Consider the following 19,017-nt stretch of genomic DNA (forward strand, 5'->3'; position numbering starts at 1 on the left):
TGTTTCCTCTTACTGTTTAGTCGGGGTTTCAAGGAAAAACTTACAAAAACAGGTGGTGTACAAAAGGGAACCCCCAAGTGCACTCAAGCACTTGGGGGTTCCCTTTTATTTACTTTAGATGAGGGCTATAACGCTACCTCTGCCTTTTCCTCTTTTTGATAAGCATCGGCGTGCACATTAGCCACCGCTCTGCCCGATGGATCGTTCAGGTTGCGGAAAGACTCATCCCAAGCCAACGCCACCGGTGAACTACAGGCCACGGAAGGAACCGATGGTACCGACAGCGCCGCCGCGTCACTCGGGAAGTGCTTTGCGAAGATGGAGCGATAATAGAACTCCTCTTTGCTGGACGGTGGCTGAATAGGAAAGTACTCGCTGGCGTTGGCTAGTAGCTCGTCGCTCACTTTCTTGGCTACCATTTCCTTCAAGGTGTCAATCCAGTTGTAACCTACGCCGTCTGAAAACTGCTCTTTCTGACGCCAGGCCACGCTCGCCGGCAGGTAATCTTCAAAGGCCTTGCGCAGCACCCATTTTTCCATGCGCTCACCGTTGATCATCTTGTCCTGCGGGTTGATGCGCATGGCCACATCCATGAACTCCTTGTCCAGGAACGGCACGCGTCCTTCAATGCCCCAGGCCGCCAATGATTTGTTTGCGCGCAGACAGTCGTACATATGCAGCTTGTCTAGTTTGCGCACGTTTTCCTCATGAAACTCTTTGGCGTTAGGCGCTTTGTGGAAGTACAGGTACCCGCCGAAGATTTCATCCGCACCCTCGCCGGAAAGCACCATCTTAATACCCATGGACTTGATAGCCCGAGCCATCAAATACATAGGCGTAGAGGCGCGCACGGTGGTCACGTCATATGTTTCCAAGTGATAAATCACGTCTTTGATGGCGTCTATGCCTTCCTGAATGGTGAATTTGATTTCGTGGTGCACTGTGCCCAAGTGGTCGGCTACTTTCTGGGCGGCAGCCAGATCTGGGGAGCCTTCCAACCCGATGGCAAAGGAGTGCAGTTGTGGCCACCAGGCAGCTTCCTTGTCATTGGTTTCAATGCGTCTCTCGGCGTATTTCTTAGCTACCGCCGAGGTGATGGAAGAGTCCAATCCGCCGGAAAGCAACACGCCGTAAGGCACATCGCTCATGAGTTGGCGGTGCACTGCGGCTTCCAGGGCTTCTCTCAGTTCCTGGATGCTGGTCTGGTTTTCGGCTACGCTTTTGTATTCCATCCAATCACGGTCATACCATTTCTGGAAACCGTCTTCTTGGCTGGAGAGGTAATGTCCCGGCGGGAAAAGCTGTATTTTAGAGCACTTGCCTTCCAAGGCTTTCAACTCAGAGGCCACGTAGAAGGTGCCGTTCTGGTCCCAGCCAATGTACAGCGGAATAATACCCATGTGGTCGCGGGCAATCAAATACGCGTCGTTCTCTACGTCATAGATCGCAAACCCGAAGATGCCGTTCAGGTCGTCTAGGAATTTGGTGCCTTTTTCTTTATAAAGGGCCAAAATGACCTCGCAGTCAGATTTGGTCTGGAAATTATAGTCAATGGTAAGCTGATTACGCAGTTCTAAGTGGTTGTAAATCTCGCCGTTGGCAGCTAGCACCAACTGGCCGTCTTCGCTAAACAAAGGCTGCTTGCCCGAGGTTGGGTCTACAATCGCCAGGCGCTCATGCGCTAAAATGGCTTTCTCATTGCTGAATACCCCACTCCAATCCGGACCACGGTGCCGGATGCATTTCGCCATTTCCAATAATTGAGGACGTAACGCCTCAGATGACTCTTTTAAATCGAAAGCACAAACAATTCCACACACAATACTTGAATTTAAATGGATGATGATTATCAAATATTGTAAGAATATTTGATAAAGCAATTAAAATTTTCAATAAAAATGAATTAATGGTGTAAATTACGCAGGAGTGTGCCGCTTTGTTTGAGTTATTTTATCTGGTGTATGTGTATGGTTGCAGATTTAAAAAAGCCATCCTGCCGTGCAGCGGATGTTTCAGGGCTGTATTTGTAAAAGGAGGTTTGAAACGGACTATTCGCTGCGCAGTGATTTTACCGGGTCCAGTAAAGCCGCTTTGGCTGCTTGAAGGCTGACAGTGACTACGGCAATGGCTAAAGACGCGAAGCCTGCCAACAGGAACAGCCAAGGGCTTAAATTCACCTGGTAGGCAAAATCCTGGAGCCAATTTTTCATGCCGTACCACGCCACCGGCGAGGCAATGAGAATGGCCAGCAATACTAGCAAGGCAAAGTCTTTGGACAGCAGCAGCACAATCTCCACCACCGTAGAACCCAGCACCTTCCTGATCCCGATTTCTTTGGTGCGTTGCTCAGCGGTGAACGAGGCTAGGCCAAACAAACCCAAGCAGGCAATGAGAATAGTGAGCGCCGCGAAGTACCCAAAAATGGTCAGCATCTTTTCCTCGGCCTGGTACTGCTTGTTAAAGTGATCTTCCAGGAAAAAATGATGCATGGGGTGCCTGGGGGCAAAGGCTTTCCACTTTTGCTCCAGAAAGGCCAGGGTTTGTTCCAAGTTCTCAGGGCGCACTTTGGCCAGAAGATATCCCGCGTTCTCCGGCACCGGCACAATCATGAGCGGCTCAATGGGGTTGTGCAACGACGTGTAGTTGAAGTTTTTAACTACCCCAATCACCTTGGCATCATAGTCCATCACCTGAACGCGTTTGCCCAACGGGTTTTGCCAGCCCAGCCATTTAGCACCTGCTTCGTTCACCATGACGGCTCCCTTCACATCTGTGGGAATGCTTTTCTGAAAGGTGCGGCCTTCCAATAAGTCAATCCCCATGAGTTCTATAAAGTTGTAGCTCACAAACATGACATTCAGGGTCTGGTCTTTTTCTGTCCCGTTTTCTTCTTCCACCAGATGTAGCAGCCTTGACAGCTTTTCGCCCGGTAGGTTGTAAGAGGTGGCCACTTCCAGAAAGCTGGGGTGCTGCTTCAACTCCTGCATCACCACGGGTAGCCGGCTTAGAAGGGTAGAATCTGCCTTGGGCAGATCAATGGCCACCACCTGCTCTTTGTTGAACCCCAGGTTCTTGTTTTTCAGGAACTGTAACTGGCTATACACAACGGCGGTGCCGATGATCAACACCAGAGAAATCGTGAACTGCACCACTACCAAAGAACGCCTAAGCCAGGCATTGCTGCTCTTGGGGTTCTTGTCAGATTTCAGGACCTCCACCGGTTTAAAGCCAGACAGAAAAAAAGCGGGGTAGCTGCCGGCCACTACTCCCACAAAAAGCAGAATCACTAGCACCAGCAAGGTGAAGTTGGGGGTTAGGAAAGAGGAGAGGGCAAATTCCTTTCCGGTGAGTTGGTTGAAGAGGGGCAGAGACAGCTCTACCATGGCCAGTGCCAGAATCAAAGCCAAAAGCGTAATCAAAACCGACTCGCCCAGAAATTGCCCCATGATCTGGCTGCGGTGCGCGCCCACTACCTTGCGTAGGCCAACTTCCCGGGCGCGTTTGGCCGAGCGGGCCGTAGCTAGGTTCATGTAGTTAATGCAGGCAATGAGCAGGATGAACACCGCCACCACGGAGAAAATGTACACGTAGGAGCGACTTCCGGACGGGCTGATCTCGGTTTGAAAGTCATTGCTGAGGTGGATCTGGGTGATGGGCTGCACGCTCAGGTTCATGCTAGCGGAAATCTGGTTTTCCTTCATCCAAGGCACGGCCCACCGGAGGACCAATTCGTCTAACTTCCGCTCAAAAGTGGGCAAAGCGGCAGGGTGGTGAAGCGTGAAATACGTGTAATAGCCAAATAAAATCCACTCGTTTTCCCTTGCGGTAGCGGTAGCAGAATCCAAGCCCGCCCGTTCGGTCTCCTCACGGGTGACCATGGAAAAGAAGGCATTCGCCTCCAAGTGCGTGTGCTTTTCGGCTTTGAACACGCCCGTGACCAAATACTGATTTTTGCTGAATTGCAGGGGCTTTCCAAACGCTTGCTGAACCCCTCCGAAGTATTTTTGAGCCAGTTCATCAGAGATGACAATGGTTTTAGGAGCCTTCAACGCCGTGACCGGATCACCTGCCAGAAAGGTAAAGGGAACCACCTGAAAGAAAGTGCTGTCGGCGAAGAACAGGTGTTCTTCTACAAAAGACTGCTGCTCTTTCCAGATGGTCTGTTTCCCGGAAGCCGCCAGACGGGCTACCTTTTTCACTTCCGGTATCTCTCTTCTGATGTGATCAGCCAGAGGCTTGGGCGAAAGGGAAAAGTTGTCATCGGTGCCATGAAAGTTGACGCGGCTCACCACCCGGTAAATGTGATCGGCATTCTGGAAGCCCTGGTCATAGGTCAGTTCATGGCCTACGTACAGGAAAATGAGCAGGCACGCCGAGATGCCGGTAGCCAGCCCGATGATGTTGATAGCCGTGTAAGCTTTCTGGCGTTGCAAGTTGCGCCAGGCAATCTTTAGGTAATTCTTGAGCATTCGCTTGAAAAATAAGCTACCCCAGCAAAGGAGCCAAATCTATACTTGCCTTTTTAAGCCTGCATTTCTAAAACAGGCCCAAAAAGGTTATTCGCTTCTTAAGGCTTTGATGGGGTTGAGCAAGGCTGCTTTGGCGGCCTGCACACTCACCGTAGCCACGGCAATGGCCAAGGCCACCAAGCCCGCCCCTACAAACAGCCACGGACTCAACGGTACCCGGTACGCAAATTCCTGCAGCCACTTTTGCATGCCGTACCAAGCTAGCGGAGAGGCGAGTAAGATGGAAACCACCACCAGCACCGCAAAGTCTTTGGTCAGCAGCATCACAATGCCCAGCACCGAGGAGCCCAGTACCTTCCTGATCCCGATTTCCTTTGTGCGCTGCTCGGCCATGAACGACGTCAGCCCAAACAAACCCATGCAGGCGATGATTATTGTCAGGATAGAGAAGTAGCCAAAGATTTTCAGCATCCGTTCCTCGGCTTGATATTGCTCGTTGAAGCTCTGGTCCAGAAAGGTGAGGTCAATGGGTCGGTTGGGGTCAAAGCGGGCCCAGGTGGTTTTGATATGGGACAAGGCCTCGTCAAAGTTGTTTCCGGAGAGGCGCGCCAGCAAGTAGCCCGAGGTTCTGGGGCGCACGCGCAGCACCACCGGCGCAATCTTGTCGTGCAGGGAGGTGTAGTTGAAATCTTTGACCACGCCAATCACTTTTCCGCTGGTGGTGTCAGTAAACCCGATGCGCTTGCCCACCGCCTCCTGCCAGCCCAGTAGGTTGGCGGCGGCTTCGTTCAAAATGAACCCAAAACGTTCGTCAGAGGCCATGTCCTGGGAGAAGTTACGTCCGGCTTTCAGCTCGATGCCCATCAAATCCAGAAAGTCATAATCTACGGTCATCATGTTCATGGTTTTCTGCACCATGGCGTTGTTGCGCTCCACCATGAAAATAAGCACGCCCGCCCCCTGACCCGGGATTTGGGCCGAGGCCGAGACCTGCGTCACGTGAGGGTTGGCCAGCATTTCGTTTTTGATGAGCGGCAGCTTGCTGGTGAGCGTGGTGTCTCCGCTGGGGATGTCAATCACGGCCACCTGCTCTTTGTTAAAGCCCAAATCGGCTTTCTTCAGGAAGTCCATCTGGCTGTACACCACCACGGTGCCAATGATCAAAACCAGCGAGATGGTGAACTGCAGAATCACCAGGCCTTTGCGCAACGTAGCGCCACTGCCCCGGGGCGCTTTGTCTGATTTGAGCACGTCTACCGGTTTAAAGCCCGAAAGGAAGAACGCCGGGTAACTGCCCGCCGCCAAGCCAATCAGCAGGATGATGCCCAGCAGGATCAGGCCGAAGATCGGGTTGAGCAGATAGGTAGAAGAGATGTCTTTGTCGGTGAGGCCGTTGAAAGTAGGTAACAGCAACTCCACCAAAGCCAGCGCAAACAACACCGCCAGCAAAGTAATCACAAGCGACTCACCCAGGAGCTGGCCAATCAATTGCGACCGGTGCGCACCCACTACCTTGCGCAAGCCCACTTCCTTCGCGCGTTTCGCCGAGCGGGCAGTAGCCAGGTTCATGTAATTGATGGAGGCAATCAAAAGCACGAATATGGCTACCACCGAGAAAATGTAGATGTAGGATTTGTTTCCCGAAGGCGACAATTCATATAACCAGTCATTGGTGAGGTGCACGTCTGAGAGGGGTTGAATTACGTATTCCACGCTGCCGGTACTCTGCATCTGCGCGTAGGCTGGTTTCACCCTTCTTTGGAAAAACTCGCCCATTTTCGCTTGCAAAGCATCTTTTTGCCCGGCGTTGTGCAGCACCACATACGTGTAGGTATTGGTGTTGCCCCATTCCTGCTCCATCTCCTGCATGAAGTCATTGCCCAAAGAACTCATGGAGGCGTAGAAATCAGGGGTGAGATGCGAAGGACCTGAAGGTACCAGCACACCCGTTACCTTGAACGACCCGCCCTGGATCTTGACCAGTTGCCCTTGGGCCGCGGCGGCACTGCCAAAAAGCTTCTCCGCAGAGGCATGGGTAAGCACGATGGAAAAAGGAGCAGCCAGCGCAGTGGCCCGGTCTCCGGATTGCAATTCGTAATCAAAGACCTTAAAGAAGGTGCTGTCTACAAAGTAGGAGTTCTTGAGGTAGAATACCTTGTCATCGTTGACGCTCACAGCTTGCTTGTCGGCGTTCACTAACCTCACGGCGGCTTCTACCTCGGGGTAATCGGCTTTCAGGGCTGGGGCCAGGCCGCCGGTGGTCAGAGACGCTTTCTCAATCTCCCCATCCACAATCAGGTCATTTACCACGCGGTAGGTTCGGTCAGCTTTGGAGAAATGGTCCTCGTAGCTCAACTCGTGCTGCACAAACAGAAAGATGAGCAGGCACGCCGATATGCCCGTGGCCAGCCCGATGATGTTGATGGCCGAGTACGCTTTCTGCCGCAGCAGATTCCGCCAAGCTATTTTAAGGTAATTTTTGATCATGGAATTATGGAATGGCCTTGTTATGGGTTTGGGAGTTCACTTCTGAGATCATCGTTTGAAGGCTATTTTCTAAAAAACAGCCTTCAAACGATGGTAAGTTATTCGGTGCGTAAGGCTTTTACTGGGTTGAGGAAGGCGGCCTTAGCGGCATGGAAGCTAACGGTGAGCATGGCAATGGTCATGGCAATGAGGCCTGTGAAAATAAAGGTGCTCCAGTTCAACGGCACGCGGTAGGCGAAGTCCTCCAGCCACTTGTTCATGCCGTACCAGGCAATCGGCGAAGCCAGCACAATGGCAATAATCACGAGCCAGGCAAAGTCTTTGGACAGCAGCAGAATGATCTCTTTGACCGATGAGCCCAACACCTTCCGGATACCGATTTCTTTCGTGCGTTGCTCGGCGGTGTAGGAAGCCAAGCCAAACAGCCCCAGGCAGGCAATGAAGATGGCGATGGCGGCGAAAATGGTGAAGATCTGCTGTTTCAGCACCTCGGCCTCGTAGAGCTTGCCAAAGAGGTCATCCATGAACTGGTACTCAAACGGGGTGCTGGGCATAAACTTCTTCCAGGTGGCCTGCAGGTGCGCCAGTGCTTCCTGTGGATCTCCGGTGAACTTCACACTAATGTTGCTGTAGTTTTCCTGCGACGAGGGCAAGAGGTACACCATGGGCGAAATGGCCTCGTGCATAGACTCAAAATGGAAGTCTTTCACCACGCCTATGATGCGGCCTTTTTTACCACCGTAACTGAAGGGCTGCCCCACGGCTTCCTGCGGACTCTTCCAGCCAATCATGCGGGCCGAGGATTCATTGATGATGTAGGAGGCGGTATCAGTAGGATGGTCTTTCAGGAAATTTCGACCCGCCGCCAGAGACACGCCGTAGGTCTGGAACAGGTCATGGTCTACGTTGATGAAGCGAATGGGCAAACTGGTCTGTTCCATGGAATCACCTTTCTGCACGGCCGCCCCCATGGAGTTGAGCAGCCGGTCAGACGGCACCAGCAGGGAACGCCCCACTTTCTGGATATTGGAAGAAGCTAGCAGTTCATTCTTGAAAGCGTCGTAGGTATCTGCCAGGTCATTGTTATAATCCAGCACCACCAGGCGCTCTTTGTCAAAGCCCAGCGACTTGGTTTGCATGTACGTCAGCTGCTGAGAAATAACGCCGGTAGCAATGATGAGCACAATAGAGATGGAAAACTGCGCTACCACCAGCGTTTTGCGCAGGAACGGATTGCGGGCCCCGCTGCTCAGAGAACCTTTCAAAACCAGCACCGGCCGGAATTTGGAGAGGTACAGCGCAGGGTATAAACCGGCCAAACCGCCAATGAGCAAAGGCAACAGAAATATCAGCCCCAGCAAGTAAGGCCGCTCAAACAGGTTCAGGTCCAGTGTTTTGCCGGTGAAATTGTTGAGCCAGGGCAGCAGCACCTCGGCCAAACCCAACGCCAGCAGGGTAGACAAGGTGGCCACCAGAATAGACTCCATCAAAAACTGGCCTACCAAGGTCTGCTGATGCGCGCCTACCACTTTCCTGATGCCTATTTCCTTGGCCCGGCTGGTAGAACGGGCGGTACAGAGATTAATGTAGTTGATGCAGGCAATGAGCAGAATGAACAAGGCCACCGCCCCTAAAATCATGACGGTGGTGATGTCACCGTTGGGTTCTTCCTCTGAGTCCAGGTGGGAGCGTAGGTGGATGTCCGTGACTTTCTGCAGGTACAAGGTGGTGAACTCAGAGGGTTTGCGGTCGCGGGCATGGTTCGTGCCGCCCAGGTGCCTGTTCAGGAAAGCCGGGAACTGAGCCTGTAGCTTATCGGCGGGGTAGTTCTTAGGCAGCAACAGGTACGTGCCAAAGGAGTTGTTCCCGAAGTTAGTAGCCAGTTGTTCTGCCCCATAGATGGCGGTATCGGCTAAGGTTTTAAAAGACAACAGGAAATCAGGATGAAAGTGGGAGTTGGCCGGAAAGGATTCATACACGCCCGCCACTTTCACTGGGAATTGGTTGTACACCTGCAGCACTTTGCCCACCGGGTCAGCCCCTGGATAATACTTCTGGGCCATGGCATCGCTCAGGAGCATGGTGTACGGCTCAGCCAGGGCTTTCTTGCCGTCACCTTTAACGACTGGAATGGTGAAAATGTCCAGCAAGGCGGGCTCAGCAAAGTACACCCGTTCCTCGTTAAACGCTTTCTGTTGTTGCTTGTCCTCCACCAGCACCTCGGTCTGTAGCACGCGCGCCACTTGCTCAATATCGGGGAAGTCTTGCTGAATCAAAGGCCCGAAAGGCGGAGCCACGTGCCCCAGCGCCAAACTCACGCTGCCGTCCTGCGCCTTGAAATCACGGGTCACGCGGTAAATGCGGTCAGCGTTGGCGTGGTAGCGGTCATAGCTGAGCTCGTCCATCACGTACAGCGAAATCAGGATGCAGGCCGTGATACCAATGGTAAGCCCCGCTATGTTGATGCTGGAGTAGATCTTCTGGCGGGTGATGTTGCGCCAAGCTATTTTAAGATAGTTCTTGAACATAATAAGAGAGTTCTGAGTCTTGAGTAGGGGAAAGCACGGGTCGGAATAGGTGTTCTGAATCTTGAGTTCTGAGTCAGGAAAAGCTTGAAGTCATTTTATGCTTGAGTTTCTAAAAAGGAGCCCTAAACGGAAGGCCTCCCTCGCTGGCGGATTCACTCTAGACTCAGAACTCCGGACTCAGAACTCTAGCCGCGTGCCGCTCAGTCATGCTTTCGGTCACAATCTGGCCGTCCAGAAGGCGGATGATGCGGTGGGCGTAATCGGCATCGGAAGGGGAGTGGGTGACCATCACCACCGTGGTGCCTGCCTCGTTCAGGGAGCTGAGCAGTTCCATGACCTCGCGTCCGTGAGCCGAGTCCAGGTTACCGGTAGGCTCATCCGCGAGGAGCAGGTCTGGTTTGCCAACCACGGCCCTGGCGATGGCCACCCGCTGCTGCTGACCACCCGAGAGCTGCTGCGGAAAGTGGTTGCGGCGGTGTGCAATCTGCATCTGCTCCATGGCCTCGTTTACCCGTTCTTTAATCTCGGTGGTGGAAAGTTTCTGGTAGATCAGAGGCAGTTCAATGTTTTCCTCCACCGTGAGCTCATCAATCAGGTTAAAGCTTTGGAACACAAACCCGATGTGCTCTTTGCGTAGGTTCGCCCTCTGGCGCTCGGTGCTTTTAGAGACTTCTTTTCCCATAAACCAGAACTCGCCGCTGTTGGGGTTGTCCAGCAAGCCAATGATGTTGAGCAACGTGGATTTTCCGCAGCCTGAAGGTCCCATCATGGCCACAAACTCGCCGGGCTTGATTTCAAAAGAGATGCCGTTGAGGGCGGTGGTCTCCACTTCATCGGTGGTGTATTTCTTCAGGAGGTTGACAGTTTTCAGCATAGTTCTGGTTTTTGGAGCCTATAGGTTTAGTTTGGGTTCGTTTTAAAGCCGATTTCCTGAAAAGCCTTTATAAACAGTAATTTAAGGTTTTTTGTGCAGGAACTCGGTACCTTTTCTGATTGTCCAAATGCAATGCCAAAGTAGGTAAGGTGCAGTAAATGAAGGGTTTGTGTTGGTTGTTGCTGCAAGGCTTGCCTGAAAGTGCACGGTTTCGTACATTTATTCGTCTGTAAGCGTACACCCCCTCCGCGAGAAGCAGCTTTCTGGTATTTGCAAATGCCTGTAAAACAGAAGATAAGCTTTAGAAATCATCTAACCTGACCAGAGTGGCATTTTACTTGTAAAAAGCTAGCTTTCACCTTTGATTATCCCTTGCCATGAGCAAAATACCCTGCCGCATCTTGATTGTGGATGATCAGGAAGACATCCTCACCGCCGGACGCATCTTCCTGAAACAGCACTTCTCGCTGGTGCGCACCGAGATAAACCCGCAACGACTTCCAGAACTGCTCCAGAAAGAACCCTTTGATGTCATTCTACTGGACATGAACTACACCGCCGGGGCCACCTCTAGCCGAGAGGGACTTGATTTGCTCCAGCGAATTCTAGAAGAAGACCCACAGGCGGTAGTGGTGATGATGACCGCCTACGGTGATATAGACTTAGCCGTGCAGGCCCTGAAGCTAGGCGCCACTGATTTTGTGGTGAAGCCCTGGCATAATGAGAAACTGCTGGCTACTATGATTTCGGCGTGCAAACTGCGGCAGTCTACCTCAGAGGTGCAGCACCTGCGCACGAAACAGCAGCACCTGAGCCAGGCCCTGAGCCAGCCTGGAGTAGAGTTGGTGGGTTCCTCACCGGCCATGCAGCGGGTGTACCAGACCCTGGAGAAAGTTGCCGCTACTGATGCCAATGTGCTCATTTTAGGCGAAAACGGGACCGGCAAGGAAGTAGCAGCCCGCTTGCTGCACCGTCTCTCGCACCGTGCTAAGGAAGTATTCATCCCCGTAGACCTGGGGGCCGTCACCGAAACCTTGTTTGAAAGCGAACTGTTTGGGCACGTGAAAGGCTCTTTCACCGATGCTAAGGAAGACCGGGCGGGTCGTTTTGAAGTAGCCTCCGGCGGAACGCTTTTCCTGGATGAGATCGGGAACCTGGGGTTGCCCTTGCAGGCCAAACTGCTCACAGCCTTGCAAAGCCGCATGGTAACCCCGGTGGGCTCTAACAAACCACGGGCGGTGAACATCCGGCTGGTGAGCGCCACCAACATGCCTTTGTATGAGATGGTAAAACTAGGCCGTTTCCGGCAGGATTTGTTGTACCGCATCAATACCGTAGAGATTAAACTGCCGCCCCTGCGCGAGCGAAAAGAAGATATTCAACCTTTGGCCGAGCATTTCCTGGCCACTTTTGCCAAAAAGTACCAGAAACCCAACCTGCGCCTGGAAAAACAAGTGTTGCAGAAACTGCTGGGCTACTCCTGGCCCGGCAATATCCGGGAACTGGAGCATACCGTGGAAAGGGCCGTGATCATGAGCGAACCCGGGCATCTGCACCCCTCTGACTTTTACCTGGCAGAGCCTTCGGCGCACACCTCGGTAGCCCTTGAAACGGAGGCTACTTTGGGTAACGTGGAGAAAACCCTGGTGCAGCAGGCTCTCATGAAGCACAACGGCAACATTACGCACGCGTCTAAGGAGTTAGGCATCACCCGCACCGCTTTGTACCGTCGCATAGAAAAGCATGGTCTATAACTACAACTATTTCACGGTGCGCGTGGTGGTGCGGGTTGTGCTGCTGGCGCTTACCTTGCTGTCTGCAGTGTATGTAGGGTCTGTGCACGCGTGGTACATCTCCTTGTTCTGTCTGCTGGTGTTGGCAGTGGGGCAGGTGCTGGAACTCACTGAATTCGTGCAGCGCACCAACCGCGATTTGATCAAATTCCTGTTGGCCATCCGGCACTCAGATTTCACCCAACGCTTTGCGGTGGAAGGCGCCCCGCCTCAGTACCGCGAGTTGCACCGCATGTTCAATGACATTACAGGCGCCTTCGGGCGGATCAAAGCCGAGAAAGAAGTACACCACCAATACTTGCAGGGCGTGGTGGAGCACCTGCGCATCGGCCTGATTACCTTTGATGCAGAGGGGCACGTGCAGCTCATGAACAAGGCGGCTCACCGGCTGTTAGACTTGCCTTTCCTGCAGAACATCCATTCCATTGAGCGCATTTACCCCGCCCTGGCCGAGGTGGCCTTCACTGAAACCCGCACTGAAGCTCGCCTGATCAGGTTACGCCAACTCACCGAGGAAGTGCTTCTGACAGTGCACGTCACGGAACTGCGGTTGCAGAACCAGGAAATAAGAATCATGTCTTTCCAGAACATCCGCTCAGAGATGGAAGCGCAGGAGCTGGAATCCTGGAAGAAACTGATCAGTGTGCTCACCCACGAGATCATGAACTCGGTGACCCCCATCATTTCGCTTACGTCTTCTATTAGTGATCTGGTGAGGTCTGAACTGGCACCTGTAACCGAGGCCGGGTACCTAGAGGAAGACACCATGGAAGACCTGCAACTGGGACTGCGCACCATTGAAAAACGGACGCGTGGCATGCAGAACTTCGTGGAGAATTACCGCCGGTTGACGCGGGTGCCTCCTCCACATTTAGAGGAGTTGTCGCTGCAGGCGCTCTGCGGGCACGTGAGTAGATTGGTAGAACCGCAGATGAAAAGCCGGAACATCCAGTACCATGTGCAATTGCCCGAGGAACAGCTTTGGCTGCATGCCGATACCGAGCAAATGGAGCAAGTGCTGCTCAATCTTCTTAAAAACGCCATGGAAGCCTCAGAGGTGGTAGACTTCCCCACGGTAACCTTGCGTGCCGCACTGGATCACAAACAGCCGCACATGGTCAGGATAGAGGTCATTGATAATGGACCGGGTATTGAGGCCGAATCTCAGGAACAGATCTTCATCCCGTTCTACACCACAAAACCAGAAGGTTCCGGCATCGGGTTGAGCCTTTCCCGCCAGATTGTACGGCAGCATGGTGGTGTGCTGCATGCTACCTCCATCCCCCACGTGCAAACCACTTTCCACCTGACCTTGCCGTTGGTAGAGTAAGTTTCAAGTAAAGCCCCACCTGAATTGAAGGTGTTGGGAGTACCACGCATATCTTGGTTTAGTTTTAAATAACAGAGGTGTTTCAAGCCTGATTTTTGGAAGAAGGACTTGAAACACCCCAATTGCCTACTTTAAATGCTGCTGCACCACCTGGCTTAGCTGATGGGCGGGTACTACTCCGGCCTGTCGCCAAAGCTGCTTTCCCTGGTGGAACAACAAGAGCGTGGGAATCCCCTGCACCCGGTACTGTTGGGCTACGGCGGGGTTTTTGTCCACATCAATCTTAATCACCTTCAATTTACCTTCATACTGCCGCGCCACTTGCTGCAGGATTGGAGCCATGGTTTTGCAGGGTCCGCACCAATCAGCGTAAAAGTCTACCAGCACCGGCATGCCCGGACTATTAATTATTTCCTGAAACGATTTTTTAGGCATGGTTTTTTCTTTTGAAGTTACAGGTGTTTATACGGAAAAAGACAATTTCAGATAAGCGGGGTTGTCGTATAAACAAAATTGGTTTTGCCTCTGTTTTTACGAAATAAGACTCCAAACGGTGCCCTTAGAGGAACTTTAGGTAGGTCCTTATCCTTTGTAAGTTATACTCCCAACCTTAATCTTGAAAGACTTGAAAACGATATTTATATCTGTGCTGTTGGCTATTTCCTCTTGGTTTTCCTCTTGCAAGGAATCTGAGGTGCTGGAGCAAGCCCCGGTGCAACAAACCGAAAAAGACCTTCTGGTCTCAGCTGAGAAATTAACCACTATTCCCGCGGCGGGCTTGAAGGAGATTGCGGTTTCCAATGGTCGCTCAGAGTTAGCCACTCTCATCAAATACGATGTGGACGTGTACCGCTTAATTTACCTGACCCAGTACAACGGGCAGGAGATTCAGGCCTCAGGACTGATGGTAGTCCCATTGAATATGACCTCTCCGGCCCCAATCCTGAGCGCGCACCACGGAACCACCTTTGACCAAAAATATGCGCCCAGTAATTTCCAGGTGACCTCATTGACGGGCTTTGAGCCGTTTGGCGCGGCCGGTTACCTGACCTTGGTGCCTGACTTCATTGGCTACGGCGTTTCTAAACAGATTTTGCATCCGTATTATGACGCCAAGCATTCTGGCACGGCCGTGGTAGACATGATCAAAGCCGGAAAATCCTTCTTCAAGAAGAATAACCTCAAAACCACTGATCAGCTGTTTCTGGCTGGGTACTCAGAAGGCGGCTACGTGACGCTGGCCACCCAGAAGGAGATTGAAGAAAACCCAGAGCACGGGTTAACGGTGACTGCCTCTGGTGCTGGTGCCGGCGGATACGACCTGGAGCAAATGCTGGCTATGGTGTTAAGCGGAAAACCTTATGAGTATCCGGCTAACCTGGCCTTTATTCTGCAGGCGTACAACAAAACCTACAACTGGAACCGTCCTCTGACCGACTTCTTCCAGCAGCCGTACGCTACCCGTATTCAGGAGTTGATTGACGGAACCCGTACCAGCAGCTCCATCAACAGCGCACTAGCCAAAGATCCGGCCAAGTTGTTTAACCCTACCTTCCTGGCAGCCTTGCGGGGTAACGGAGAACAGCCCTTGAAAGAAGCTTTGAAAAGAAACAGCCTAAGTAGCTGGGTTCCTAAAAGCCCCACCAGACTGTACCACGGTACCGCCGACATTATGGTGCCTTATGAGAACACCGTGGTGACCTACAATGCCATGAAAGCGGCTAACGCACCCAACCTGAAGTTTATTTCTATTCCGGGTGGTGGCCATGGCAGTAGTTTAGAGCCCATGATAAAAGACCTTATTCCTTGGATGGAAGGAATGCGGAACCTTTAGGTTTCTGCTTTGGAGAATACGAGAATCCCGGCTTCTTGAGAAGCCGGGATTTTTTTGTGGTTACCTTTTCATCAAGAGAGTGCAGGCGTTTTTAGAGGCCAATGTTTTTAATCGTAAGCGAAGGAGATGGAACGCCGGGTCTGTCACTTTTTTCCATCTTTAAAGAAAGAGGCTCGTAAAAAGAGAAATGAGACAAACGCCTACCTCCGCCTCGGCAGCACTTGCTTACCAGTACATCATCTACCACTGCGCAGACCGGGTGGCTTCCATCACCCTGAACCGGCCCGAAAAGCGGAACGCGCTCAATTACCAGATGGTCTCTGAGTTGAAACATGCCTTTGATGCCGCCGAGAATGATGATGAATGTAAGATCGTTATTCTAAAAGCGGCAGGTTCTGTTTTTTGCGCCGGGGCTGATCTGGAATACCTGCGGCAGTTAAAGGACAACACCTATACTGAGAACCTAGAGGACTCTACCCACCTCATGCAGCTTTTCTACCTGATCTATACTTTAAAGAAAGTAGTGATTGCGCAGGTAAACGGACCTGCCATTGCCGGCGGCTGCGGGCTGGTGACCGTCTGTGACTTTGCTTATACCGTGCCATCTGCCAAATTTGGGTACACCGAGGTGAAGATCGGGTTTCTGCCCGCCATTGTGAAAGTGTTCCTGTTGCGCAAGATAGGGGAGGCTCGCTCCAAAGAATTGCTGTTAACCGGTGACCTGATCTCCGCCGAGAAAGCCAAAGCTTTCGGGCTGCTGAATGACGTAGTACCCGAAGACCAATTAGACCAGTTCGTGCAGAACTTAGCCGAGCGTTTGTGCGTGCAGAACTCAAGCCAATCCATGGAGGTCACCAAAGAGATGATTGCCCGGGTGCAGGAACTTCCCTTGCGAGATGCTTTGGAGTACGCCGCGGAACGAAACGCCCTGGCCCGTGCCACCGATGATTGCCAACTGGGGATTCAGGCCTTTCTGGACAAGCAATCCATGATCTGGTAACGCTTTTCTTGTTAATTGTAGCAGCGGATTTAAGAGGTACAGGAAGGAAAAAGCGGTTAAGTTTGATCAGTTGTTTACATTTAGCGTATTCTTTTCTGATATTACCCTAAAAGTAGTTGAGTTTAGTTAACCATATTTTAAAACAATTGCCCAGACTGCTGGTTGAGAGAGTATGCTGACGAACGCGGCGATAGTATTAGGAACTTTTGTTGTAATGGAATTGGTGGCGTGGGCGGTGCACAAGTATGTGTTGCACGGCTTTTTGTGGAACATCCACAAGTCACACCACACCAGGCACAACCACCCCTTTGAGTTGAACGACGTTTCGTTTGCCTTTTATGGGGTAATTGCTGCCTTGTGTTTCATTTACGGGACAGAGACGCTGGACTACCGGTTCTGGGTTGGCGTAGGCATTTCGCTGTATGGCGCGGCCTACTTCCTGGTGCATGATTTGTTTATCCATAGACGGCTCAAGCTGTTTGGCAAAACAAGAAACACCTACCTCAGAGCCTTGGACATAGCGCACAAAGTCCATCACAAAACCAAAGGCAGAGACGGCTCAGAGTCGTTTGGCATGCTTTGGGTACACCCTAAGTTCTTTCGTATTGCCCGGAAGCGTTAACTTTACGTTTCGTTTCTAAACTCTCTCCTGTGGCGCATTACTCTATTAAAGAGTTAGAGCATTTGTCGGGTATCAAGGCCCACACGCTTCGTATTTGGGAGCAGCGGTACCAACTGCTGGCCCCTAAGCGTACCTCTACCAACATAAGGTACTATGATGACGCAGACCTCAAAAACCTGCTCAACGTAGCGGTGCTTTACCAGGAAGGGTATAAGATCTCCAAAATTGCGAAACTCCCCCCCGACAAAGTAGCCGATGAGGTCCTGAAAGTCACCCAAGCTGACCTTGGGCAGGACCAATTCATGAGCCAACTGATCATTGCCATGGTGGAACTGGACGAGAGCCTGTTTGAGCGGGTCTTGAGCCGGGCAGTTTTGCAATTGGGATTTCCGGCCTCGGTGCAGCAAATCGTGTATCCTTTCCTCTCTAAAATTGGGTTGTTGTGGCAAACCGGCAATATCACGCCTGCCCATGAGCACTTTATCAGTCAACTGATCCGGCAGAAAATGCTGGTGGCCATTGACGGGCAGCGCCTGACGCGGGCTGCTGATGCTCCCAAGGTGCTACTTTACCTACCGGAGGGTGAGTTGCATGAGTTATCGCTTCTGTATAGCCATTTCCAGTTCCGGGCCATGGGGTTCAGGACGTTGTACCTGGGGCAGCATCTACCGTTAGAAGACCTTATTACTGCCTCTAAGCAATATAAACCAGATTATATCTGCTCGGCTTTTACCACTTCGCCCACCCGGGAAGACGTGGAGGCTTATCTGAAGCACCTGCTGGAGCAATTACCAGAGGTGCAGCTATTACTGAGTGGTTACATTTTACAACCTCTGCAACACAGCCTACCCAAGCAGGTCAAGTATTTTGCGACGATGGAAGCTTTTGAAGAATGGTTATCCCTTGTTAAAACGGTGCATGCCTGATGATCTGCCTGTCGGCACCTTCTTTTTACTTCTCTATCATTTTTCCTAAAGATTGGTAAGCCCCTTCTTAAAGGTTCTTATTGCCTCTTGGGTCCGTTTCTGGTCTATTTAATAAGAATAGGCAGGTACCGGATCTTGTCTTTTTCAACCTCGTGGGTTTTACTTATCTGGACCGCCGGCTTTACTGACCGGGGCAGTGCCCCTTGCGTTTACTCGCTCGTTGTGATGAAACCAAGGAGAACGTACCTTCTTATTATTTCCTGCTGCTTCAACTTTTTTCGATTTTTTTCAAGGAGTCAAAATCCAGTACAACTGCCTTTCTAGTATGTATTGCATCCAGGATGCAAAGCTTCCATCTGCCTACTTGGTTAAATGGCTTTGGTTAAGGCCATTAGTCCATCTTTAAGCAGAAAAAACCTGATTCTAACAACCTCGCCATCCTAGGGAATTTGATTTTGTTAAAAATTAATTTAAAAAACTTAAACAAGACCTGGACTAAAGATTTTTAATTGCGTATTATTGTTTAAGTTTTGAGTATAAAAGATTAAACAAAATGACAGCACTAGAATTTACTTCCGTTGTAGAGCGCATGGCGCCCACCCTCCGTCCAGCTGCGTATAACCTGACCCGTGATAGTGATGATGCGAAGGATCTAGTGCAGGAAACCCTCCTGAAGGCCTTTGTGAATAGAGATAGGTTTAAAGCCGGCACCAACCTGAAAGCCTGGCTGTATACCATTATGCGCAACACCTTCATCAACCATTACAACAAGGTAACTAAACGCTCCAGCTCCGTTGACACCACAGACTATATCCAAACCCATCCCGCCGATGACCGCATGATCTCCGTGAATGGGGCCTCGGGTGAGTTTGCCCTCAATGACATCTATGCCGCCATTGACAACCTGCCCGAAGAATTGCGCACGCCTTTCATGATGTACTATGTGGGCTACAAATACCTGGAGATAGCTGATCAACTGAAACTCCCCATCGGGACGGTAAAGAACCGAATTCACTTGGCCCGCAAAGAGTTAAAGCAAGAGCTGAAAGGGTACGCCTACGCCGACTGAGGCGAGGAGAGTTCCCGGTTTTTCGCCCCAGCTTTCTCATGATAGGAGGCTGAAGTAGATTTTGCCTAAAAAAGAATGTATCTTG

Annotated in this window: 13 protein-coding genes; 7 read left to right on the top strand and 6 right to left on the bottom strand. The window is 51.5% G+C overall.

Features of this window, described 5'->3' with window-relative positions; translation table 11 throughout:
* Positions 1–125: 125 nt before the first annotated feature.
* From asnB to ACW9SV_RS17165, 5 genes are all read right to left on the bottom strand, one after another.
* Positions 126–1,820, bottom strand: a complete 1,695-nt coding sequence (gene asnB / locus ACW9SV_RS17145) for an asparagine synthase B (RefSeq protein WP_479557990.1) — start codon at positions 1,818–1,820, stop codon at positions 126–128.
* Positions 1,821–2,048: 228 nt separating this feature from the next.
* Positions 2,049–4,469 carry an ABC transporter permease gene (locus tag ACW9SV_RS17150; protein WP_479557991.1) on the bottom strand — a complete coding sequence of 807 codons (2,421 nt, stop codon included), beginning with the start codon at positions 4,467–4,469 and terminating at the stop codon, positions 2,049–2,051.
* 87 nt (positions 4,470–4,556) lie between these two features.
* Positions 4,557–6,956, bottom strand: coding sequence for an ABC transporter permease (locus ACW9SV_RS17155; RefSeq protein ID WP_479557992.1), 2,400 nt, complete (start codon positions 6,954–6,956; stop codon positions 4,557–4,559).
* Positions 6,957–7,054: 98 nt separating this feature from the next.
* Positions 7,055–9,484, bottom strand: a complete 2,430-nt coding sequence (locus tag ACW9SV_RS17160) for an ABC transporter permease (protein WP_479557993.1) — start codon at positions 9,482–9,484, stop codon at positions 7,055–7,057.
* A 163-nt stretch (positions 9,485–9,647) separates the two neighbouring features.
* Positions 9,648–10,358 carry an ABC transporter ATP-binding protein gene (locus ACW9SV_RS17165; RefSeq protein WP_479557994.1) on the bottom strand — a complete coding sequence of 237 codons (711 nt, stop codon included), beginning with the start codon at positions 10,356–10,358 and terminating at the stop codon, positions 9,648–9,650.
* Positions 10,359–10,735: 377 nt separating this feature from the next.
* Here ACW9SV_RS17165 and ACW9SV_RS17170 point away from each other — a divergent pair, with 377 nt between their 5' ends.
* The gene (locus ACW9SV_RS17170; protein WP_479557995.1) at positions 10,736–12,112 is read left to right on the top strand and encodes a sigma-54-dependent transcriptional regulator; all 1,377 of its coding nucleotides are present in this window, start codon (positions 10,736–10,738) and stop codon (positions 12,110–12,112) included.
* Positions 12,102–13,481: a sensor histidine kinase gene (locus tag ACW9SV_RS17175; protein WP_479557996.1), complete on the top strand. Its 1,380-nt coding sequence runs from the start codon at positions 12,102–12,104 to the stop codon at positions 13,479–13,481. Before ACW9SV_RS17170 ends, ACW9SV_RS17175 begins: the two co-directional genes overlap by 11 nt.
* 126 nt (positions 13,482–13,607) lie before the next feature.
* Here ACW9SV_RS17175 and trxA read toward each other — a convergent pair whose 3' ends face one another.
* Entirely contained in the window at positions 13,608–13,916 is a 309-nt protein-coding gene (gene trxA / locus ACW9SV_RS17180; protein WP_479557997.1) for a thioredoxin, read from the bottom strand.
* A 190-nt stretch (positions 13,917–14,106) separates the two neighbouring features.
* Here trxA and ACW9SV_RS17185 point away from each other — a divergent pair, with 190 nt between their 5' ends.
* The 5 genes from ACW9SV_RS17185 (at position 14,107) to ACW9SV_RS17205 (ending at position 18,932) form a co-directional block, all read left to right on the top strand.
* On the top strand, positions 14,107–15,315 hold the full coding sequence (locus tag ACW9SV_RS17185; RefSeq protein ID WP_479557998.1) for an alpha/beta fold hydrolase: 1,209 nt from the start codon (positions 14,107–14,109) through the stop codon (positions 15,313–15,315).
* A gap of 187 nt (positions 15,316–15,502) precedes the next feature.
* Positions 15,503–16,315, top strand: coding sequence for an enoyl-CoA hydratase/isomerase family protein (locus ACW9SV_RS17190; RefSeq protein ID WP_479557999.1), 813 nt, complete (start codon positions 15,503–15,505; stop codon positions 16,313–16,315).
* A gap of 172 nt (positions 16,316–16,487) precedes the next feature.
* Positions 16,488–16,937 carry a sterol desaturase family protein gene (locus ACW9SV_RS17195; protein WP_479558000.1) on the top strand — a complete coding sequence of 150 codons (450 nt, stop codon included), beginning with the start codon at positions 16,488–16,490 and terminating at the stop codon, positions 16,935–16,937.
* Positions 16,938–16,966: 29 nt separating this feature from the next.
* On the top strand, positions 16,967–17,863 hold the full coding sequence (locus ACW9SV_RS17200) for a MerR family transcriptional regulator (protein ID WP_479558001.1): 897 nt from the start codon (positions 16,967–16,969) through the stop codon (positions 17,861–17,863).
* Positions 17,864–18,416: 553 nt separating this feature from the next.
* Positions 18,417–18,932 (top strand): RNA polymerase sigma factor, encoded by a 516-nt coding sequence (locus ACW9SV_RS17205; RefSeq protein ID WP_479558002.1) that lies wholly within the window; start codon positions 18,417–18,419, stop codon positions 18,930–18,932.
* The last annotated feature ends 85 nt before the right edge of the window (positions 18,933–19,017 follow it).

It is taken from the genome of Rufibacter sp. JT20002 (genome assembly GCF_056491185.1).